Annotated in this window: 18 protein-coding genes and 1 pseudogene; 7 read left to right on the top strand and 12 right to left on the bottom strand. The window is 73.4% G+C overall.

Annotated features, from left to right (window positions below; translation table 11 throughout):
• The first annotated feature begins 121 nt into the window (after positions 1–121).
• Positions 122–892: a phosphatase PAP2 family protein gene (locus ACIPYQ_RS13715; RefSeq protein ID WP_401250072.1), complete on the top strand. Its 771-nt coding sequence runs from the start codon at positions 122–124 to the stop codon at positions 890–892.
• 108 nt (positions 893–1000) lie between these two features.
• Here ACIPYQ_RS13715 and ACIPYQ_RS13710 read toward each other — a convergent pair whose 3' ends face one another.
• From ACIPYQ_RS13710 to ACIPYQ_RS13690, 5 genes and pseudogenes are all read right to left on the bottom strand, one after another.
• Positions 1001–1384: a hypothetical protein gene (locus ACIPYQ_RS13710; protein WP_401250069.1), complete on the bottom strand. Its 384-nt coding sequence runs from the start codon at positions 1382–1384 to the stop codon at positions 1001–1003.
• Positions 1385–1575: 191 nt separating this feature from the next.
• A pseudogene (locus tag ACIPYQ_RS13705) lies at positions 1576–2008 on the bottom strand (transposase family protein); the annotation flags it as partial.
• 20 nt (positions 2009–2028) lie between these two features.
• Positions 2029–3039 carry a LacI family DNA-binding transcriptional regulator gene (locus tag ACIPYQ_RS13700; RefSeq protein ID WP_361764903.1) on the bottom strand — a complete coding sequence of 337 codons (1011 nt, stop codon included), beginning with the start codon at positions 3037–3039 and terminating at the stop codon, positions 2029–2031.
• A 56-nt stretch (positions 3040–3095) separates the two neighbouring features.
• Positions 3096–4661 carry a carboxylesterase/lipase family protein gene (locus ACIPYQ_RS13695; protein ID WP_401250066.1) on the bottom strand — a complete coding sequence of 522 codons (1566 nt, stop codon included), beginning with the start codon at positions 4659–4661 and terminating at the stop codon, positions 3096–3098.
• Positions 4662–4775: 114 nt separating this feature from the next.
• Positions 4776–5402 (bottom strand): phosphatase PAP2 family protein, encoded by a 627-nt coding sequence (locus ACIPYQ_RS13690; RefSeq protein ID WP_401250063.1) that lies wholly within the window; start codon positions 5400–5402, stop codon positions 4776–4778.
• Positions 5403–7940: 2538 nt separating this feature from the next.
• On the opposite strand from ACIPYQ_RS13690, the gene ACIPYQ_RS13685 reads away from it, so the two are divergent.
• The 4 genes from ACIPYQ_RS13685 (at position 7941) to ACIPYQ_RS13670 (ending at position 12886) form a co-directional block, all read left to right on the top strand.
• The gene (locus tag ACIPYQ_RS13685; protein ID WP_401250060.1) at positions 7941–9194 is read left to right on the top strand and encodes an MFS transporter; all 1254 of its coding nucleotides are present in this window, start codon (positions 7941–7943) and stop codon (positions 9192–9194) included.
• Between the two features lie 234 nt (positions 9195–9428).
• Complete coding sequence (gene surE, locus ACIPYQ_RS13680) at positions 9429–10358, top strand: 5'/3'-nucleotidase SurE (RefSeq protein ID WP_401250057.1); 930 nt, start codon at positions 9429–9431, stop codon at positions 10356–10358.
• A 122-nt stretch (positions 10359–10480) separates the two neighbouring features.
• Positions 10481–12100: a carboxylesterase/lipase family protein gene (locus tag ACIPYQ_RS13675; RefSeq protein ID WP_401250055.1), complete on the top strand. Its 1620-nt coding sequence runs from the start codon at positions 10481–10483 to the stop codon at positions 12098–12100.
• A gap of 48 nt (positions 12101–12148) precedes the next feature.
• The gene (locus tag ACIPYQ_RS13670) at positions 12149–12886 is read left to right on the top strand and encodes a class I SAM-dependent methyltransferase (RefSeq protein WP_401250052.1); all 738 of its coding nucleotides are present in this window, start codon (positions 12149–12151) and stop codon (positions 12884–12886) included.
• A gap of 31 nt (positions 12887–12917) precedes the next feature.
• Here the strand turns inward: ACIPYQ_RS13670 and ACIPYQ_RS13665 are convergent, their stop codons facing one another.
• Entirely contained in the window at positions 12918–14012 is a 1095-nt protein-coding gene (locus ACIPYQ_RS13665) for a DUF2330 domain-containing protein (protein ID WP_401250050.1), read from the bottom strand.
• An 86-nt stretch (positions 14013–14098) separates the two neighbouring features.
• Between ACIPYQ_RS13665 and ACIPYQ_RS13660 the strand changes: the two genes are divergently transcribed.
• Both ACIPYQ_RS13660 and ACIPYQ_RS13655 read left to right on the top strand, forming a co-directional pair.
• Positions 14099–14611, top strand: a complete 513-nt coding sequence (locus ACIPYQ_RS13660; RefSeq protein ID WP_361759805.1) for a hypothetical protein — start codon at positions 14099–14101, stop codon at positions 14609–14611.
• Positions 14612–14713: 102 nt separating this feature from the next.
• Positions 14714–15271, top strand: a complete 558-nt coding sequence (locus ACIPYQ_RS13655) for a DUF4232 domain-containing protein (protein ID WP_401250047.1) — start codon at positions 14714–14716, stop codon at positions 15269–15271.
• A gap of 39 nt (positions 15272–15310) precedes the next feature.
• Here ACIPYQ_RS13655 and ACIPYQ_RS13650 read toward each other — a convergent pair whose 3' ends face one another.
• The 6 genes from ACIPYQ_RS13650 to ACIPYQ_RS13625 form a co-directional block, all read right to left on the bottom strand.
• On the bottom strand, positions 15311–16183 hold the full coding sequence (locus ACIPYQ_RS13650) for a GNAT family N-acetyltransferase (protein ID WP_401250044.1): 873 nt from the start codon (positions 16181–16183) through the stop codon (positions 15311–15313).
• Between the two features lie 89 nt (positions 16184–16272).
• Positions 16273–16932, bottom strand: a complete 660-nt coding sequence (locus tag ACIPYQ_RS13645; RefSeq protein WP_401250041.1) for an HAD family hydrolase — start codon at positions 16930–16932, stop codon at positions 16273–16275.
• Positions 16929–18044: an ABC transporter ATP-binding protein gene (locus tag ACIPYQ_RS13640; protein ID WP_401250038.1), complete on the bottom strand. Its 1116-nt coding sequence runs from the start codon at positions 18042–18044 to the stop codon at positions 16929–16931. Before ACIPYQ_RS13640 ends, ACIPYQ_RS13645 begins: the two co-directional genes overlap by 4 nt.
• Before the next feature lie 5 nt (positions 18045–18049).
• Positions 18050–19054 (bottom strand): ABC transporter permease, encoded by a 1005-nt coding sequence (locus tag ACIPYQ_RS13635; RefSeq protein WP_401250035.1) that lies wholly within the window; start codon positions 19052–19054, stop codon positions 18050–18052.
• Entirely contained in the window at positions 19042–19929 is an 888-nt protein-coding gene (locus tag ACIPYQ_RS13630) for an ABC transporter permease (RefSeq protein ID WP_401250032.1), read from the bottom strand. The genes ACIPYQ_RS13635 and ACIPYQ_RS13630 overlap by 13 nt, the downstream gene beginning before the upstream one ends.
• Positions 19929–21092 carry an extracellular solute-binding protein gene (locus tag ACIPYQ_RS13625; protein WP_361759784.1) on the bottom strand — a complete coding sequence of 388 codons (1164 nt, stop codon included), beginning with the start codon at positions 21090–21092 and terminating at the stop codon, positions 19929–19931. The genes ACIPYQ_RS13630 and ACIPYQ_RS13625 overlap by 1 nt, the downstream gene beginning before the upstream one ends.
• Between the last annotated feature and the right edge of the window lie 150 nt (positions 21093–21242).

Below are 21242 nucleotides of genomic sequence, written 5' to 3'. Positions count from 1 at the left end.
GCACGGCCCGGCCGCGCCCCCCACGTTCCCCGAACACCTCCCCTCCTCCTCCCCCTCCTCCTCCCCTCCCTTCAGAGCACACACGGCCGCGGGCGCTCCCGCGGCCGCGAGAGGCACAGCCATGCCCGGCACTCCGGTCACCACCCCGAACGACAGACCCGACGGCCCCCGCACAGCCGCCCGCCGCGCCGGGCCCGGGGCATCCCCGCGCCGTAGCCGCGGCGTCCTCGTCGCGGCCCTCCTGCTCCTGACGGCCGCCGTCGCACCGGCCCTCGTGGTCCGCTCCGACGTCACGCATCCGCCCTTCCAGGGGCTGGACGAACGCTGGCTGGTCTGGATGGGCGGCCCCCACGAAGGCCCGTACCTGGCCGCCGCCACGGCGCTGGACTGGTTCGGCGGCCCGGTCGGCGCCATCATCCCGCTCACCCTGCTGGCCGTGCTGCTCGTCCGCAGGCGCTGGGCGTCGGCCGGATACCTGCTCGCCGGCTACCTCGGCGGGAACACGCTCGTCGTTCAGGGGCTCAAGCACCTGGTGGACCGGCCGCGACCGGCCGACCCGCTGGTCCGTGTCGACCACGGCTCCTTCCCGTCCGGCCACGCGGCCACGGCGGCGCTCCTCGTCGTCACCGTGGGCGTGCTCCTGGTCCCCGCCGCCCGGCGGCGGGCCTGGTGGCTCGGGGGCGCGGCCTTCACCCTGGCCATGATGTGGAGCCGCACCTGGCTGCACGCGCACTGGCTCACCGACACGGTGGCCGGCGCCGCCGCGGGCGCGGGCGTGGGCCTGCTGGTGTGGTGGCTCTTCCAGCCGGCCCTCGCCCGGGAACGCGTACGTGCCCACGACCGTCGGGGGGCGGCCGCGGGCACGGGCTCGGTGGTGACCGACGGCGGCTGACCGCCCGAGGTCCGCGCCTCGCACCGAGGCGGCGAAGCGCCCCGTGTCCCCACAGCAGGTGCGGGCGCCACGGGGCGTTTTCCGTCGTACGTCGCTCGCTCTCGCTTCTCAAACGGCGAGCGGGAAATCGACGGTCCGCCTCTTGTTGCTGTTGAGACCCTGAATCCCGCGGACGTGGTGGACCACCGCGTAGATCTCCTCGCCGCCGGCCTCGGTCTCGAGCTCGGAACGGGTGCGCAGGATCGAGAACGTTCGCGTCTCCTCGGTCGACTGCGGGAAGAAGAACCTGGGTTGCAGATTGAAGAGGTGATCGTCGTCGCCGCCGAAGACCTCGCCCTTGTCGCTCTCGAAGAGCGCGACGCTGTCGAACCAGCCTTCCGGGAAAAAGAGTTCATTCGGCGCGTAGAACATGGTGTAGGAAACCTGGATCTCATAGACCCCGTTGCCCTTGAGGACGATCCCGATGGTGGGCGTGTCCTTGTAGCCGGCCATGGCGAGTTCCCTTCGTCGAGAAACAGCGGGGTGGTTTCCGGCCGCATGGGCGGCGGGGATGCTGTTTCGAACCGTGATCCCAGTAGGCCCCGGGCCGGGCCGGCGGTCACGTCGCTGGAATTCGTCGCTTGACACCGTGAGCCCTTTTCAACCTCAGGTCGAGGCGTGATGAAGGACGACGACGGCCTACCTCAGTTCGTGCAGTTCAGGTGCCGAGTGAGGACGGCCTGGACGAGCCTGATGATGCGATGGATGCTGCGGCGGAGTTTGCGCAGCAGGCGCCAGGTCTTCAGGGTGGCCACGGCCGGCTCGCCCAGGGCCCGGATGCGCGCGTGGGCGATGTTGACGGCCCGCTGACCTGCGGACAGCCCCTCCCGCCGGCCGCGGAAGGGCACCCGGACGGTAGGACGGGCGGTGGGCGGCGATCCGGTCGATCGCGAGCAGCGTCCCGTTCAGGATCACGAACACCTTGCGGGATGCGGCCTTGACCGCACTCGCCAGGTCCGGGGCGAGCGCGGCCAGAACCTCGACGGCCTCGGCGATGTACCGGCAGGCGGTGGTGGTGCCGACGCCGAAGCCGGCCGCAAGCCGGGCGCAGGTTTGCCCGCACCGCAGGTAGGCCAAGGGAACGCGGGGGCCCTCGCTCAGGAGGTCAGGCGGGGCACCAGTACGGCTTCCACGGCCGGGACCGGCACCGCCGTGCCCGTCTCGATCAGCTCGTGCAGGGCGCCCGCGATCTGCGCCGCCGACGGCATGTCCAGCCGGACCGTGGTGAGCGCGGGCTGCTGGAGCGCGGACAGCACGAGGTCGTCACAGCCGACGAGGGCGACCTCGTCCGGTACGACGATGCCCTCGGCCTGGAGCGCGTGGAGCAGCAGCGCGGCGTACTCGTCGTTGTACGTGAAGACGGCGTCCAGCCCGAGGCTGCGCCAGCGTCGGGCGAGAGCGCTCGCGGACTCCCGCGTGTAGGCCAGTTCCACCGGGGTGACGGTCGCCATGTGGCGGGCCGCGACCGACTCGGCGCCCGCGAGACGCGGCTGCGCGAGGGTGCCGAGGCCCCTCTCCTGGGGCATGACCACGCCGATCCTGGTCCGGCCGCGCTCGATGAGGTGCTCGGCCGCGGTGGCGCCGATGTGGGTGTGGTCGAAGCCGATGGTGTGCACCCCTTTGACGGGGTGGGACGCGAAGGCGAGCAGGCCGCGCACGCCGGCGCGGCCCAGCAGCTCGGCCGCCTGGGGGGTGAAGCGGTCGCCGTCCAGCGCGACGACGGCCGCGGGGCGCAGCTCGGCCCAGGCACGGGCGGCGTCGACGGGGTCGGCGAAGCGGCCCGCGTGCAGCACGGCCGTGTAGCCGAGGCGGTCCAGCTCGCTGTGCAGGTCGTCGACCCAGTCGCTGACGAGACGGCCGATCGCGGAGATCGACGCGGGCATCAGGACGAGGTTGCTGCGGCCGGCGCGCAGGGACCGGGCGGCGGCGTGCGGTACGTAGCCGAGCTGTCGCGCCGCGTCGAGCACCCGGTCCCGGGTGCCCGCGCTGACCCGGTGGCCCTGGGTGTCGTTGAGGACGAAGGAGACCGTGGCGCGCGAGACACCGGCGAGGCGGGCCACGTCGGCGCTGGTGATCGACGCGGGGACGGCGTGTGTGTCTTTGGCCATGACGTCCCTCGATGCTCCTTGTGCGCTGCTTGCTCCTTCCTTTCAGGTTACACGAGTTAAATCAAGGGAGCAGAGGGGTGCGCAGACGTGCGGGCGGGGCCGTGCAGGATCCGGGAGGCTCCCGCGAGGTCGCCGAGCGCGGTGACGACGGAGTCGAAGCGCATCGTGGTGCGCGCGTCACCCTCGTACGGCTGCCAGTGCGGCAGGTCCGGATGGTTCGGGTCGCCGGTGCGGACGAAGGCGATCCAGGCCCGGTGCATGGCGTAGGCGAGGCCGTCGCGGACGCCGGGAGCGAGCCCGGCCAGGAAGGGCGCGTCCGCCCACTGGTCGAAGTTGTCGAAGACGAAGGGCAGTTCGAGGCAGTGGGCGGCGCCGAGCCGGCCCTCGTAGGCGGGGGTGGGCAGGTCGAACTGGTAGGCCCAGACGGGGTGGCCCGATGCGGCCCTGGCCTCGGCCAGCCGGACGGCGGGGACCCTGAACAGCTCGTCGGTGATGAGGTCCATCAGCACGTCGGCCGGACGCGCGCCGGGCCGGGCCCGCTCGTACGCCGCGTACACGTCGGGGGCGGCTTCGGTCCCGAAGGTCTCCGCGATCCGGTCGGTCACCTGCTCCCGGGTGGCGGCGGCGTACCCCTCGTCGAGGGCGAACCCGAAGTTGGCCTCCTCCCTCGTCCAGCCGATCATGACGTCGATGCCGGTCGCCGCGCCGTTCAGCAGCGCCTGCTCCGGGTGGCTGCGGAGGGTGACCCCGTCGATCACGGGCAGGAAGGGCGTGGGCCAGTACCCCCACCTCATCGTCTGCACGAAGAGGCCGGCGGCCGCCCCGATCAGCTCCTGCCAGGGCAGGGCGCGCAGCTCGGCCAGGTCCTTGGCGCCCGCCAGCTCCAGGTAGGCGGCGGTGCGCTCCATGTAGGCGTCCGGGGCGGGGAGGTCCAGGCCGAAGGGCGGGCTCTGCAGGATCACCCGCCGGATCAGCCCCCGGGTCTCCGGATGCCCGGCGAGGGCGGCGGTGGACACGGCTCCGCCCGACTGCCCGGCGACGGTGATGAGGTCCGGGTCGCCGCCGAAGGAGGCGATGTTCTCCTTCACCCAGCGCAGGGCGGCGAGCTGATCGGAGAGCCAGTGGTTGCCGGCTCCACCCTCCTCGTCTTCACCGGTGTAGAGGTAACCCAGCGGCCCGATGCGGTAGTTGATGCTCACGACGACGAGATCGCCGTCGCGCGCGAAGGTCTCGCCGGAGTAGCCGGGCAGCGAGCCGGAGCCGGATACGAAGCCGCCGCCGTGGATCCAGACGAGCACCGGGCGGCGCCCGCCGTCGACGCCGGGCGTCCAGACGTTGAGGGTCAGGCAGTCCTCGTCGAACGGCGGCGACCCGTGCCCGCCGAGGACCGGGTCGCCGCCTTCCCGGTACATCTGCGGTGCGCTCGGGCCGTCGGCGGTGGCGTCCCGCGTGCCGCTCCAGCTGGCGTGCGGCTGCGCGGGCCGCCACCGCAGGTCGCCGACCGGAGGTGCGGCGTAGGGCACGGCCCGGAAGACGGCGACCCCGTGCTCGATCGCGCCGCGCAGGCGCCCCGCGGGGAGGTCGACCACCGTCGTCTGGTCCTGACCTGGGGAGTGGGGCATGAGCCGTTCCTTCCTGAGTGCAGCGCACCGGATGCGCGAGTACAGCGAGACTATGGCGTGAATTTAACGTCCGTCAATGCTGCGCGATATTTCGAAGCCCTTCCGGGTCGCGCCTCACAGCCACAGGCTGTCCGAGGCCATCCGCTCCGCCTCGACCTCCAGCAACGGCTTGAAGACCCGCCACAGCACGAGGCAGGCTCCCGCGCCGAGGAGGACGCCGGCGAAGGTGTCGCTCAGCCACTGGGCGTGCAGCCAGGTACGGCTTCCCATCATGGCGAGGACGTACGAGGCCCCGATCGCCCACCACCAGCGTCGCGCACGCGGCGGGAACACCACCACCGCGACCACGATCACGAGCGTCACCGCGCTGAACACCTGGCCGGAGGGGTACGAACCGTCGTTGACCAGGACCCACGGGTGCGGCGGACGCGGACGGTCGGCCAGCTGCTTGAGCGGCAGGACGAGGAAGACGTTGGTGACGACGGCCGCCGAGAGGACGAACAGCCCCGAGCGCCAGCGCCCGTAGACGCAGAGGCAGCCGATCAGCGCGAGCGGCAGGACCAGGCCGAACGGGCCGCCGAGCCGGTCGAGGAACAGGGCGACCCCGCCGAGCCCGTCCGATCCGCCGGACCCCTCGGCGGAGGAATCGTTCACCGAGGCGGCCCAGCGGTCGTCGAGCTCCTGGAAGAACGGCTGCTGGTCCATCCGGAGCAGCAGCGCGACCAGGAACGCGACGAGCAACAGACCGATCCCGAGGGCGAGCGCGTGGCGCGGCGGGGCGGCGGGGAGGTGGTGCCGGGGAGGGCGGGAGGGTCGGGGCGGGCGTGGCGGCGGCGTGAACGAGGACGAGGGCGAGGGCGAGGGGAACATGGCGGACCTTTCACGGTCATCTCCCCAGGTGGCGGGGGCACGCGGAGAGCAGGCACGGAAACGGGGAGCGGGAGGAGGCAGGAGAAGCCGGGGCGGGTGAACACGGGGGGACGGGAGGCAGGGAAGCTGGGGGACGGGGAGGCCGGGGGGACGGGGGGGACCGCGAGGACGGAGGCCCGGGGAGCGAGAGACGGGAGACGGGAGGACCGGATCCGGGGGACGGGAGACGGGAGACGACGGCAGCCTGGGAGCTGAAGGCGCCGGGAGCCGGGAGCGCCGGGCCGGGGGGCGCGGCCGGGGGGCCGCCGATCGGACCGGATCAGAGCGCGATGCCCCGATCCGACCGGACCAAGGCGCAACGCGCCCACGCCGGCAGGCCCCGAGGCCGACGGAGGAGTCCGTGCAACCGATCGCCTCCCGGCGGTGGTTGAGAAGACCCCGACGGCCCAGGCCCCTACCCGGGTGCGCCAACCGGCGGTAGCCGAAGGACGTTGACAGCCCAGGACCCTGCCGGGGGCACCACCCGGCGGCAGCCGGAGGACGTCCATCGCCCAGGACCGCACCGAGTGGCACCTCCCCGCCACGGCTGGAGGACGCGACGACCGAGACCCCGCACCAGGAGCACCTCCCGGCGATAGCCAGGGGACGCCCAGGCACACCTCCCGGCGATAGCCGGACGACGCCGACGGCCCAGGCCCCTGCCGGGGACACCTCTCGGCGGTAGCCGGGGGACGTCGACGGCCGAGGACCGCGCCGAGTGGCACCACCCCGAGACGGCCGGGGCGACGCGACGACCGAGAACCCGCACCAGGAGCACCTCCCGGCGGCAGCCAGGGGACGCCCAGGCACACCTCCCGGCGGCAGCTGAAGGACGCCGACGGCCCAGCACCCTGCCAGGTGGCGCCTCCCCGAGATGACCGTGCGACGCGACCGCCGAGAACCCGCACGAGGAGCACCTCCCGGCGGTAGCCAGGGGACGTCCAGGTACACCCCCCGGCGTGGCCGGAGGACGCCGACAGCCCAGGACCCTGCCGAGGGGAGCGCCACCCGGCAGTAGCCAAAGGCGCCGACGCCCCAGACCCTGCCGAGGGGACCTCCCGGTGATAGCCGGGGGACGTCAGGCGGCCGAGGACCGCGCCGAGTAGCACCTCCCCGAGACAGCCGGGGCGACGCGACGACCGAGAACCCGCACCCGAAGCACCTCCCGGCGATAGCCAGGGGACGGCCCAGGCGCACCTCCCGGCGGCAGCCGGAAGACGCCGACGGCACAGGCCCCCCGTCGGGGGACACCCCTCAGCGGTAGCCAAAAGGTGTCGACGACCCGCACCCCGCCGAGGGGACCTCCCGGCGGTAGCCAGGGGACGTCCAGGTACACCTCCCGGCGGTAGCCGGAGGCTGTCGAAGGCACAGGCCCCTGCCGGGGACACCTCTCGGCGGGAGCCGAGGGCGTCGACGACCCAGACCCTGCCGGAGAGGACCTCCCGGCGGTAGCCGGGGGCGTCTGGCGGCCGAGGACCGCGCTGCGGGCGCCTCTCGGCGGTAGCCGGGGGACGTTGACGTCGAGGACCGGGCCGGGGCGCCTCCCGGCGGTAGCCGAAAGGCCGTCGACGACCCAGGCCCCTGCCAGGGGCACCTCTCGGCGCCAGCCAAGGGCGTCGACGGCCCAGCCCCCTGCCGGAGGAACTTCCGGCGGACCAGGGCTCTGCCGGGGCGCCTCTCGGCGGTAGCCGGGGGGGCGTTGACGGTCGAGGACCGGGCCGGGGGCGCCTCCCGGCGGTGGCCGGGCGGGACGACCGGGGATCATGTCGGCAGCGCCTCCGGCGGTAGCCGGGGAGGGCGCGAGCCGGGTGTCGCGGGCGCGGCACGGTCGGCGGGGCGCCCCCTGAAGGGCGCCCTGAGGCTCGGGCCGGCCCGCTGTGCCTGGTGGGCGTGCTCGACGCATGTCGCGTCGCGTCGTGCGATCGAGGGCGGGAGAGGGTATGGATGCGGGCTGCGGCGTTGCGCAGGCACCGCCGGCCACGCCCCGCCGTCCGGGCGGGATGCCCTTCGGCGACGGGTAGTCGCGGTGCGGCACGGAGTATTGCCGATGCGTGACGGCCGCCACAAGTGCAAGAGGGTTTTTCGACACATCAGCCCTGCGCAGTGACCGCAACCCGTTGGTTACACGTCTTCTCATCCCGGCCCCACCGTCGGTCACGATCTGCGCAGCGACCGGCCGCAACCTCTGGCGGAGCCCGGAAATGGATGCTACACAGTCTCCAACGCACTTGGTGACACGTGTAACAACATCAAGTAAACCGCGGTCGTCCGCCCCACCCCCGGTGACACCGCCGCCCGGCCTCCGCTCGCGGGGCGCCCCTCTCCCCCCACGCACCGCCACCTCCCCGCTCCGTCCCCCGAGGAGTCGTCATGGCCACGCCCGAAGCCGTCGATACGCCCGTACCCCCGAAGCCGGAACCGGCCCGGCAGCGAGGGCTCATGCCCCTGCTGCTGGTCGCCAACTCCGCTTTGATGGCCGTCTACATGGGTGTCGGCTCCGTCCTGCTGCCCACCCAGATCGCCGCGATAGCCCCTGATGACAAGGTCGCCGTCCTGGGACTGATCGGCGGCATCAGCGCGATCTTCGCCACCACCTTCAACCCGATCGCCGGAGCCCTCTCCGACCGCAGCGGCCGCCGCAATCCCTGGATCCTGGGCGGCGGCCTGGCCTCGCTCGTCTTTCTGGGCCTGCTCGGCAGCGTGAACACCGCGCTGCTCGTCGGCATCGGCTGGTGCCTGATCCAGGCGACCATGAACATCTACCAGGCCGCGGTCACCGCGATCGTCCCGGACCGGATCCCCGCCGCCCGGCGCGGCACCGCCTCCGCGCTGGTGGGGCTCGGTCTCCCCATCGGCGGCACGGTCGGCGTGCTCGTCGCCTCCAACACCGCCGAACGCCTGCTCACCGGCTATCTGATCCTCGGCGCGATCGTCGCCGTCTCCGCCCTGCTGCTCACCGGCTTCTGCCGGGACGTCCCGCGCACCGATTCCGCGGCCAAGGCGCCGGCCGCACCCAAGCGCGCCCAACTGGCCGCCTTCCTCTCGGCCTTGGGCAATCACGACTTCCGCTGGGCCTTCATCGGCCGTGCCCTGATGGTCCTCGGCTACTTCGCCGTCGTCGGGTACCAGCTGTACATCCTCGACGACCACATCACGCTGCCCGCCGGACTCACCCCGCCGGCCGCGATGGCCGTCCTCACCCCGGTGTCGATGGTCGCGATGGCCCTCTCCACCGTGCTGGGCGGGCTGCTGTCCGACCGTCTGGACCGCCGCAAGGTGTTCGTCGGCGTATCGGCCGCGCTCGCCGGGCTGGTGATGGTGGTTCCCGTGGTCAGCCCGACGTGGACCGGCATGCTCGTCTTCAGCGCGCTCAACGGCCTCGCGTTCGGCTGCTTCATGGCCGTGGACACCGCGCTCGTCACCCTGGTGCTCCCGAGGGCCGAAGACGCCGCCCGCGACATGGGCGTCCTCAACATCGCGAACGCGGGACCGCAGATCATCGCCCCCTTCGTCGCCTCGGCCGTCGTCACCGCGCTGGGCGGCTACACCCCGCTCTTCCTCGTCGGCGGAGCCCTCTCCTTGATCGGCGCGCTCGCGATCCTCCCGATCCGCAGCGTGCGCTGACCTCCCTCCTCCGGGCCCGCTCCCCCGGGCCCGCTCCTCCGGGCCCGCTCCTCCGGGCCCGCTCCTCCGGGCCCACTCCCCCGGGCCCACTCCCCCGGGCCCGCTCCGGGCCCCTCCCGCGGGACCGGGCCCGGCCGGAACTCCGGCGGGCGCGCGCCGAGGGTCGCGCGCCCGCCGGGCTGCACCACGCACCACCGCTCACCCTCACCTCCCTCCGCTCTGAAGGAGCACTCTGTGAGACGCAAGCGAGTTCTGCCGCTGGCCGCCCTGATGCTGTGCACGCCGGCCCTGGCCGGCACGGCACCCGCGGTCGCCGCGCCGCAGACCGCGCCCACGGCGGCGCCGGCGGCCGCGCCCGCCGGCCCGTTGCGGATCCTGCTCACCAACGACGACGGCTACAACGCGCCGGGCATCCGCAAGGCCTTCGAGCGGCTGACCGCCGCCGGGCACGACGTCACGATCGTCGCCCCGCTCACCAACCAGAGCGGCACCGGCACCAAGATGATGAGCGCTCCGGCGATCTCGGTGAAGCACCCCGAGCCGAAGGTCTGGGCCGTCGACGGCACGCCGGGCGACTCCGTCGCCTTCGGGCTGGCCGAGGTCTTCGCCGACAAGGCCCCCGACCTGGTCGTCTCCGGCACGAACTTCGGCCCGAACGTCGCCGGGCTCGCCACCCACTCCGGTACGGTCGGCGGCGCCGTCGCCGCGCTGGAGTCCGGTGTGCCGGCCATCGCGCTGAGCACCGGCGGCCTGAGCGCGCCCGACCCGGTCACCACGGTCAACGCCATGGGGCCCACGCTCGATTTCGCGGTGAAGCTGATCGACCGGCTGCGGGTCCGGGCGCGGTCCGGTCCCCTGCTGCCCAAGGGCGTCGGCCTGAACGTCAACCACCCGATCGTCGGCGCGGACGGCAAGGGCACGGCGGCCGGTGTGGCCGCCACCTTCCAGGACCCGCAGAACTTCCTCGAGCCGGACTTCACCGACGCGGGTGACGGCACCTGGAAGGTGAGCGTGAAGGTGGCCCTGAAGCCGGCCGCCAAGGGCGGCGACGTCGAGGCGGTGGCCGCCGGCAGGATCGCCGTCAGCCCGATGAACTCCGACTGGAACACCGGCCCGGCGGACCAGGCCGTGACCTCGGCCCTGATCTCCGGGCTCCGTCCGTAGGACCGCCGACCGGCCGGGGGCGGAGCGCGCACCAGACTCCGCCCCCGGCCGCACACACCCTCACGCGCCCACACGCCCCGCTCGCACCCGCGCACGCACTCCGCACGACTCCAGGAGGACGGATGAAGAGGCCCGGCACCCGGCTGTCTTCGGCACGATCCCTGCTCGGCACGGCCCTCGCACTGGTGACCCTGCTCGCCTCGGCACTTCCGGCGGCGGCAGCGCCGCCTCCGCCCTCCGCATCGGCCGGCGGTTCACCGCGCCCGGTCGTCACCGTGGCGCAGGGCGGCCTGCGCGGCCAATCCCGTGACGGCGCACAGGAGTTCCTCGGCGTCCCCTACGCCGCTCCGCCGGTCGGGGACGCGCGCCTGCGGGCACCTCAGCCACCGCCCCGCTGGAACGGGGTGCGCGAGGCCGTGCAACAGGCCCCGGCCTGCCTGCAGTTCTCGCCGTTCGGCCTGGCCGATCCGCAGGCCGTCAGCGAGGACTGCCTGTACCTGGACGTCTACCGGCCCCGGACCGCCCGCACCGGAGCCCGGCTCCCGGTGGTGCTCTGGATGCACGGGGGTGCGTACAGCCAGGGAACGGGCACGCAGTTCGGCGGGCGGACCATGGCCGATCTCACTCAGAGCGTGGTCGTCAGCATCAACTACCGTCTGGGGCAGCTCGGTTACCTGGCCCTTCCCGAGCTGGGCCGGGAGAACTCCCAACGCTCCGGGTCCTTCGGCCTGATGGACCAGCTCGCGGCGCTGCAGTGGACCCGGCAGAACATCGGCGCGTTCGGCGGGAATCCGGGGAACGTGACGATCTCCGGGCAGTCCGCGGGCAGCGGTTCCGTCTGCGCGCTGCTGGCCGCGCCCCCGGCCGCGGGCCTCTTCCACCGGGCCGTGCTGCAGAGCGGTCCGTGCACCCTGCTGCGTACGCCGGACGCCGCTGCCGCCGAGGGGCAGGCGCGCTCCTTCGCCGCCCGCGCGGGATGCACCGTCGCGGCGGAGGTGGCCGCCTGCCTGCGCGCCGTCTCCGGGGCGGCGCTGGTCGAGGCGGCCCGTACGCTGCCCACCCCGGGTCCGGCGTCCGGTGACGGCCTGCTGCCGCTCCCGCCCGCGCAGGCCATCGGGAACGGCACGTGGAACAAGGTGCCGGTGCTGATCGGGAGCACGCGCGCCGAGGCCCGCTTCTTCGTGGCGCTGACACAGCCGCGGCTGACGGCGGAGCAGTACACCGCGCAGATCCTGGCGGACTACGGGGCCGCGGGTCCCGAGGTGCTGGCCCGCTACCCGGTCGCCGCGCACGGCTCGCCGTACCTGGCGCTGTCGGCCGTCATGACGGACTCGACTTTCGCATGCCACACGGCGTGGACGGCCCAGCTCTTCGCACCCCAAGTACCCACGTACGTCTACGAGTTCGACGACCCGCAGTCACCCACGCTCGCGGGGGCGCAGGTGCCGGGCCTGGACGAGTCGAACGCGCACAGCGCGGAGCTGGCCTATCTCCACGACTTCACCATGGGCGAGCGCCCGCTGACTCCGGTCCAGACCGCGCTCGGCAACCGGATGAAGCGCTACTGGGGCGCGTTCGCACGCGTCGGCGCTCCCGTCGCGGCGGGTCAGACACCGTGGCCGCCGGCCGGCGCCGCCGGTACGGTCCTCACCCTCAATCCGTCGGCGACGCGCACGACCTCGTCCTTCGGCGAGGACCACCAGTGCTCCTTCTGGCGGACCCAGCCTCCCCGGCCCCTCTGATCGACTCCGGGCCTCCGCCATAGGATCTCCTCATCGGGAGGGGGCCGGATGGACCGGAACATACGCACGGTGGACGACGTACTGAGGCTGCTGGACGGCCTCTTCGCTCCGGAGGCCGACCGCTGGACGGCCGGCGGGGCCTCGTGGTGGGACGGCTTCTACGCGGACCGCTCGAAGGCCGTGCCGTTCTTCGTGTCGAAGCCGGACGAGAACCTGGTCTCGTACGTCGAGCGCGGCCTGGTCGCCCCGGGCCGCGCCCTCGACCTGGGCTGCGGTCCGGGCCGCAACTCGCTGTACCTCGCGTCCCTGGGCTTCGAGGTGGACGCCGTCGACCTGTCGCCGGCGGCCATCGCCTGGGCCGGGGAGCGGGCCCGCGAGGCGGGGGCCGCGGTCCGTTTCCACTGCGGCGACGCCTTCGCGCTCGCCGCGACCGGGCTGGAGGGCCCGTACGACCTGATCTACGACTCCGGCTGCTTCCACCACCTGCCGCCGCACCGCCGCATCAGCTACCTCGCCCTCCTCGACCGGGCCCTCGCCCCCGGCGGGCAGCTCGCGCTCACCTGCTTCGCGGCCGGTGCGATGGGCTCCGAACTCCCCGACGAGGCGTTCTACCGCGAGGCCGGACTCCAGGGCGGCCTCGCCTACACCCCGGAGTCCCTGCGCGCGATCTTCGCCGACCTGACGGAGGTCGAGCTGCGCCGCATGAACGACGAGGACGCCGGGTCCCCGCTGTTCGGCGAGGCCTTCCTGTGGACGGCCCTGCTCCGCCGGCCCGTCGAGTCGTAGCCGGCCGGGCGGGCCACCCGTACGGGGGACCTCAGGCGGCCCGGTCCTCGCGGAGCCGGAGCCGGAGCTGGCGGCGGCGGAACAGCGCGAAGAAGGAGCCCGCGAGCGCCGCCAGGGCGGCCGATACCGTCAGGAGCCAGACGGGTATGCCGTCCCCCACGGTGAGCAGCTCGTTGCGGTAGACCACCCTGCGGTACGGGGTGTCCTCGGCGGTGGCGCGCAGTTCGTGGTCGGCGTCGATGCGGCCCGGCTCCGGGAACTCCTGGTCGATCGCGGTGAGGAACACCGGCTTGCCGCCCGCCAGTTCGGCGATCGGGCCGTCCTTCGGGTGCACGGTCCCCGCGAAGGTCACCTTCGGCGCTGAGCCGCCGATCCGGGAGGCGGGTTCCATGCGGTGGTCGGCCAGCACGTACAGGCCGAGCGACTGGGGCGTCTTCGCCATGCGGGAGAGCCGCATCGGGTAGACCAGCCGGTCGCTCTCGAAGCGGATCCTCAGCGGGTCGAGGTCGCCGCGCAGCACCTTTCCCTGCTGGCGTGGGGCGAGCCGGACGGCCACGTACTCCCACCGCTGGTCGACGTACGGCTGGACTTCGGCGGCGAGCCGGTCGGGGAGCTGGAAGCCGTTGGTCTCCAGCCAGGTCTTCAGGGCGGCCGGGTCGGTGGCGGTGAGCCGGGCGACGTCGAAGTCGCCGAGCTGTTCGCGGCCGACGACGCCGACGGACGGGTCCCCGGCGCCCGGGGGTGCGGCGCCGGCGAGGTCGCCGCGGCCGGAGGAGAAGGGCCAGTCCCGGTCGCGCGGCCAGAAGTAGTGGCGGGCCTTGCGCTCGGGCCGGGTCAGGTCCTTCAGTTCGCCGAACATGTCCCCGTCGCCGAGCTCCACGGTGGCCCGCCCGGGCACCGGCATGATCCAGGCGGCCCGGCGGGCGTCCCCGCCGACGGTGAAACGCATGACGATCTGCTCGGTACGGCCGTCCCAGCGCACGACGGACGTCTCCCGGTCGACGCCGATCCGGGACTGGCCGTCGGGCACCATGGCCCCGCATCCGCACGCGTACGCGGGGTTGATCAGGGCGCCGAGCTGTGTCACGAGCAGGGCGAGGAGCAGGGCCGGAACTCTTCGTTTCATCCACACGGGGTCTCAGACGAAGGCCCTGGTGATCCGGTTCCGACCCCCCTCGCAGAGCGGTCGGCCATGGGCTCATACTGTGCCCCATGAGGGGGAGCGAGAAGCGGCAGCATGCTCTGCTGCGCCAGGGCGCCGTGCCGCGCAGTCCGCTGGTTCCGGACGCGGTGGAGGCGGAGATCGCCCGGCACGACTGGGAGTCGACGGAATGCGGCTGCGGCCGTTCGGCGGGCCATCTGGTGGCCGCCGTACGGGATGCCGCCGAGGGTCATCCGGCCGCGTTCCACGCGCTGGAGGGCCACGTCTTCTTCGCGGAGAACCTGAAACCGCCGGCGCCGGCGGTATGCGGCGTGCTGATGGCCGTGTGGGCTGCGCAGCCGCCTCGGCAGGCGACCCGCGAGGCGCTGCTGTGGACGCTGCTGGCCCTGCTGTGCACGGTGGACGACGGCGGCACCCACGAGGCCGGGCTGCACGGGCAGTGCGTCGCGTTCATCCGCACCGGTACCGCCGGCTTCCGCCGCGAAGTCGCAGCGGCCCCCGGCTCGGGACCCGCCGCCTACGCGGAAGGCATCCTGGAGATCCTCGGCCTGCCGACCTCCTAGTCCAGGTCAGAGCGTTACGGGTGCCGTCGGCCGGGGGTGGTGCGAGGCTGGGGGGATGTGGCCCGGCGTGAGCGGGCGTCCTGCGGACGGTGAGGAGACCGCATGAAGGGCACGACGCGTGCAGGCGTGGCCGGGACCACGACCCTCTGGATCGCGACGGGCGCCGTGACCTGCGGCCTGTTGCTGGCCGCGGGTCAGGGCGCCGCGGCGCAGCCGCCGGACGGGCGGCGGGCACCCGCCCCGCCCTGTACGAACACCCGGCTCCTCGCGGACGGCGCGCAGCAGATCCGCGGCAGCCAGGTGCGGATCACGCTGGTCAACGAGGGTCCGCAGGCGTGCGCCCTGAAGGGCTTCCCCGCCGTCGCCCTCGCCGGTCAGGGCTCGCCGGACCGCAACAAGCCGCTGAACGTGGTTCCGCAGGGCCAGGCACGCCCCGTCGAACTGCAGGCCGGCGGCCGGGCCTGGACCCTGCTCACCTTCACCCCGGTGCTCGGTGAGGCCGACGGGTACTGTGCCTCCGGCGCCGAGCCGACCGTCGCGCCCTCGATCGTGCTGGGCGTGGGAGGCGGCGGGCTGCAGGTCGCGCCCGACGACGGCGGGCAGTTCGCGCTCTGCGGCACCACCGTCCGCGCCACGGCCTTCCGCGCCGCCGGTTCCTGAGGGCTTCGCCGGCCCGGATCCCCTGACGGCGGAGGCGGCCTAGACGGCCTGGAGGCCGGTCGAGCGGTACTCGTCCAGCACGGCGAAGCCGGTGCTGTCGTACAGGCTCATCGCGACGTCGTTGCCGCCGAAGACGTTGAGCATCATCGCCTCGTCGCCGCCCTGCCGGGCGGCCCATTCGCCGACGGCCATCGCGGCCCGGCCGTAGCCCTTGCCGCGGTGCTCCTCGTACACCTCCAGCGAGAAGCCGAAGGTGACGCCCGGCAGGAAGCCGTGGTTCACCCAGCCGGTGCCGACCGCCCGGCCGTCGGCCTCCATCACGTAGAAGGCGTGGCCCGGGGTCCGGTATCCCTGCGGGAGGTATCGGGCGAAGTCCTGGTCGGACTTCGCCTTGGCCTGCTCCGGGGTCAGGGTTCCGGAGCGGACGATGTCCCCGATGTACCCGGCCTCCTCGGCGGCGTACCAGGCCGGGTACTCCTCCTCGGTGAGCCGGCGGACGGCCAGGCCCGGCGGCAGCTCGGGCCGTTCGGCCGCGGCGCGCATCCGGATCTGTCCCCGTACGGGGTAGTGGGCGAACTCCCCCGGTCCGCCGCCGGTGAGCCGGACCTCCACCCGCTGCGCCCCGTGCCCTGCGCACCACCGCTCGGCCCACGCGCGCCCCCGCGGCACCGTCAGGTCATGGATCCGGCCCACGGGCGCGCCGGCGTCCTCCGTCACCGAGACCGCGATCCACCCGGTGCCGTCCGTGGCGAGCGTCCAGCCGTCGATGCCCTCGAGCGCCCGTTCCAGCAGGGCCCGGGCCAGCGGCTCCGAGCAGCCCGCAGCCCGGTAGCCGGCCAGCACCCGCTCCTCGAACCCGCCCCGCCACTCGGCCCGGTGTGCCTGATCGGCCACGATCCGTATCCCGTTCATCCGCCCACCCTAGACAGGGCGGCCGCCCACCCGCCCGGCCTTTTCCGTCCCGCCGGACCGGCCGCCCGGCCGGTCCTGCGGGACGGGTGCTAGCGGGTGGCCGGCAGGCAGCTCCGCAGGAGGTCGGGGGTGGCCTCCTCCAGGGAGCGGGCGAAGACCCGCTTCGGTGAGGCGGGGACGGCCAGCAGCGAGGGCACGACCAGGACCCCGCAGCCGGCGGCCTCCGCGGAGGCCGCGCCGTCCGGCGAGTCCTCCACCGCCACGCACGCCTGCGGTACGAGGCCCAGCCGTCCGGCCGCCGCCCGGTACGGGTCCGGGTGCGGCTTGGTGCGGGCCGTGTCGTCGGCGGACAGGGTGAAGGCGAAGGGGACATGGGCCAGCGAGCCCCCGACCACCGAGTCCACGACCACCCGCGGGGACGCGCTGACCAGGGCGAAGGGCACGCCCTGCGCCGTGAGCGCGGTCAGCAGCCGCTGGGCGCCGGGCCGCATCGGCGCCCCGGCCTCCACCCGGCGGAAGAAGCGGTCGGTGAGGGCCGCCCCCACCTCGTACGGGTCTCCCCCTCCCGAGACCCGTACGAGGTGTGCGGCGGTGTCCTCCACCGCGCGGCCGACCACCTCGGGCGCGTCCGCGTCGGTGAGCCGGTGGCCGAGGCCCTCGGCCACCTCCTCGGTGGCCCGCCACCACAGCCCTTCGGTGTCGACCAGGGTGCCGTCCATGTCGAACAGGACCGCGGCGAGGGCGCTCACGCGGACCTGGCCACGACGAGCACCGGCCGCTCGGCCAGTCCCACGGCGGCCCGCGCACCGGGCACCAGGGCTCCGGCGTCCCGCGAGGGCAGGTCCGCCTTGACCGGTACGCCGCCGGGCAGTTCCAGGTGGAGCCGGGTCACGGAGCCGAAGAAGGACGCGGATACCACGGTGGCCGTGCCCTGCGCGTCGGCGGTCGCCGTCACGTTCTCGGGTCGTACGAGGACCTCCACGTCCGGGGTCGACGGCACCGGGCCGTCCACCGGCAGGCGCGCTCCCGCCACCTCCACGAGGCCCGAGCCGGCGAGCCGCCCGGGCAGCCGGTTCATGGTGCCGACGAACTCGGCGACGAAGGGGGTCGCGGGGCGGTCGTACAGCTCGGCCGGGGCCGCGCACTGTTCCAGCCTGCCGGCGTTCAGGACGGCGACCCGGTCGGCCATCGACAGCGCCTCCTCCTGGTCGTGGGTGACGAACACGGTGGTGATGCCGAGGGAGAGCTGGAGCCGGCGGATCTCCTCGCGCAGGTTGGACCGCACCTTGGCGTCCAGCGCGGACAGCGGCTCGTCGAGCAGCAGTACGCGCGGGCGCAGGGCCAGCGCGCGGGCGAGCGCGACGCGCTGCTGCTGGCCGCCCGACATCTGGTGCGGGTAGCGGTCGCCGTGGTCGGGGAGGCCGACCAGGTCGAGCAGTTCGGCGGCCCGTTCGCGGCGCTGGGCCGCCCCGACCTTGCGTACGCGCAGTCCGAAGGCGACGTTGTCGCGGGCGTTGAGGTTGGGGAAGAGGCTGTACGACTGGAAGACCATGCCGGCGTCGCGGCGGTTGGCCGGGACCCGGGTGATGTCCTGGCCGTCGACGAGCACCTCACCGGAGTCGGGCTGCTCGAAGCCGGCGACGACGCGCAGGGCGGTGGTCTTCCCGCAGCCGGACGGGCCGAGCAGGGCCAGGAGTTCGCCGGGCTCGACGGTCAGGTCGAGTCCGTCGAGGGCGATGGTGGAGCCGAACGCCCTGCGCAGACCGCGGAATTCGACGCGTGCGCCGCCCGCCTGCTCGGTGCGGTCCGCGGGCTCGGTGGCGTCCGCCGGCTTCCCGGCCGCGGGGAGGGTGGTGGGCATGGGGGTCAGGACTCCTTGCGGGAGGTGGTGGCGGGGGCGGCCGCGGCGGTGGAGGGGGTGGTCCCCGCCCGTGAGAGGGCGATCAGCAGCAGCCAGGTGATGAGCAGGCTGAGGATGGAGACGGCCACGGACATCCGGGCCTGGGCTCCGGAGATCGAGACGATCCACACGGCGAACGGCTGGAACCCGAGGAGGGAGGCGATCGTGAACTCGCCGAGCACGAGGGCCAGGGTGAGGAAGGCGGCGCCGGCGAGCGAGGCCCGCAGGTTCGGCAGGAGCACGCGCAGGACGACGTACGGCCAGCTCGCGCCGCAGCTGCGGGCGGCCTCGACGAGCGTCGGCACGTCGACGGCGCGCAGGCCCGCGTCGAGCGAGCGGTAGACGAAGGGCAGCGCCAGGACGGTGTAGGCGAGGACCAGGACGACGGGGAACTTCTCGTTCTGGACGGCGATGAAGGTCTGGTAGAGCGGGGTGCGCGACAGGTGTTCCGGTCCCCAGCGCAGCACCGTGGATATTCCGGTGACCAGGGCGATCGGCGGTACCACCAGCGGCAGCATGCACATCACCTCGACGACCGGGCGCAGCCTCGGGGAGCCGATGCGTACGGCCACCAGCGCGGGCACCGCGAGCAGCAGCGACAGCGCGATGGTCGCGGCGGCGAGGCCGAGGGAGAGCAGCAGGCTCTCGGTGAAGCCGTCGGCGGAGAGCAGTTCGCCGTACGCCTCGAAAGTGATGCCCTGGCCGGGCACGTGCACCGTGAAGACGAAGGAGGCGAGGAGCGGGCCGATGAAGTACACGCCGGCCAGGGCGAGGACGGCTCCGCGCCAGACCCCGGGGCGGCGGGGGCCGCGGCCCTGCCGGGCCTGGGTGCCGGGCGGGGCGGCGGGGGCCGGGGCAGAGCCCGGGGCCCGGGTGTCGCCTCGCGCGGGCCCGCTCGTACGGTCGTCCGCCCGGGGCCCGCCCTGCGGGGTGGCCTGGGCCGGCGGGGCGGGGGTGTTCATCGCAGCCATCGGGCGCTCCGTCGCTGGAGGGGCAGGTAGACCGCCATGACCAGGCCGGCGATCAGGATCATGTCGAGGCCCAGGGCGAGCGCCACGTTCTCCTGGCCGGTGAGCACGTTTCCGGACAGCGCGTCCGCGATCTTGAGCGTGACGAGCGGTACGGAACCGCCGACGAGGGCCGCGGCCGTGGCGTGGGCGGCGAAGGCGGTGCCGAAGAGCAGCACGAACCCGCCGAGCAGGGAGGGGGCGAGCACCGGCAGGCCGACGTGGCGCCAGAACTGCCATCCGGTGGCCCCGCTGCTCTGGGCGGCCTCGCGCCATTGGGGGCGCAGTCCGTCCAGCGCCGGGGCGATCACCAGCACCATCAGCGGGATCAGGAAGTACAGGTAGACCACGGTGAGGCCGGTGAAGGAGTACAGGTTCCAGCCGAGGCTGCCGAGATCGGCGAGCTGGGTGACGACTCCGGAGATGCCGACGGTGGCGATGAAGGCGAACGCGAGGGGTACGCCGCCGAAGTTGGCGAGTACGCCCGAGCCGGTCAGTACCGCGCTGCGCAGGCCCTTGGAGCGGGAGGTGACCACGGCCTGGGCGATGACGACGCCGAGTACTCCGCCGACGAGTGCGGTGAGGGCGGAGAGCTGGACGCTGCCGACGAGCGAGCCGAGGTAGGGGCCCTGGAGCGACCGCGCGAGGTGTTCGCCGGTCAGCCGGGTGGCGCCGCTCGCCTGGTCGGTGCGGGTGACCGCGCCGAAGGCCATGGCGCCGAGCGGGATGCCGAAGCAGAGCCCGGTGAAGACGAGGAGCGGGAGGGCCGCGAGCCAGGTGCGCGGGCCGCGCCGCCGGCGGCTGGTGCCGCCGGCGGCGTGTGAGGAGGAGGTGGACATCAGGAGAGTGCCTTGTCCCACTTCTCGGCGAGGGTGGCCTTGGCCCGGTCGAGCTCCGCGGAGGCCGGGAAGGCCGGGGTGCCCTGGACCTGCGGGAGCTTGGCGACGGCGTCCTTGTCGGCGGTGCCGTCCTCGGTCATGACGGGCAGCAGCACCGGACGGGCGTGGCCCTTGAGCCAGAGGTTCTGGCCCTCGGCGCTGTAGAGGAACTCCATCCACAGGCGGGCGGCCGCCGGGTTCGGGGCGTCCACGTTGATGGCCTGCGAGTAGAACTGGGCGAAGACGCCGTCTGCGGGGACGGTGACCTTCCAGTCGACGCCCTTGCCCTTGAACTGCTCGGCGTAGCCGGCGTTCAGGTAGTCCCAGTCGATGGAGATGGGCGTCTCGCCCTTCTCGACGGTGGCCGGGGTGGACTCGACGGGGATGAAGTTGCCGCTCTTCTTCAGCTGTCCGAAGAAGTCGATGCCCGGCTGGATGTCCGCGAAGGAGCCCTTGTTGGCGAGCGAGGCCGCGTAGACGCCGCCGAAGGCCGAACCGGACTTGGTGGGGTTGCCGTTGAGGGCGACCTTGCCCTTGTACTCCGGCTTGAGGAGATCGGCGAAGGTCTTCGGGCAGGTGGTGATGCGGGCCGCGTCGCAGCCGATGGAGACGTAGCCGCCGTAGTCGTTGTACCAGCGGGCGTCGGCGTCCTTCTGGGAGCCGGGGATCTTGTCCCAGGCGGTCACCTTGTACGGGGCGAAGAGCTTCTCGGCGGCGCCGCTGCGGGCGAAGGCGATGCCGAGGTCCAGCACGTCGGGGGCGCGGTCCTGGCCCTTGCGGGACTTGACGGCGGCTATCTCGTCGGCGCTGGAGGCGTCCGGGTTCTCGCTGTTCACCTTGATCTTGTACTTGGCCTCGAAGGCCTTGATGATCTCGCCGTAGTTCGCCCAGTCCGGCGGCAGCGCGATCACATTGAGCTTGCCCTCCTTCTGCGCGGCGGCGACGAGGGCCTCCATCGAGCCGAAGTCGGCCACCGAGGCCGCGGCGCCCGGCTGTACGCCGGTCTTGGTGGCGCCGGCGCCGCCGGACTTCTGGTCGGGTGCCGCACCACACGCGCTGAGCGTGGTGAGTACGGCGGCGCTGAGCAGTACGGCCGCACCGCGACGGGCGGAGGAACTGAGCACGGTCTCTCCCGGAGACGAGGGTGGGTTCACTTGTCTGAACAAGTTGGCACCAGTTCGCCCGGGCCCGCTGTACGGACGGTGAACGGCGGCTGTCCCCGGGTGCACGGCTCGACGAAGAGCTGAGAATGACCGGAATAAGTCGTGACAGGG

This window comes from Streptomyces sp. NPDC090045, assembly GCF_044747975.1.
Taxonomy (GTDB): domain Bacteria; phylum Actinomycetota; class Actinomycetes; order Streptomycetales; family Streptomycetaceae; genus Streptomyces.
Note: the sequence above shows the minus strand (reverse complement) of the source record. Positions and strands in the feature narration are given on the sequence as shown.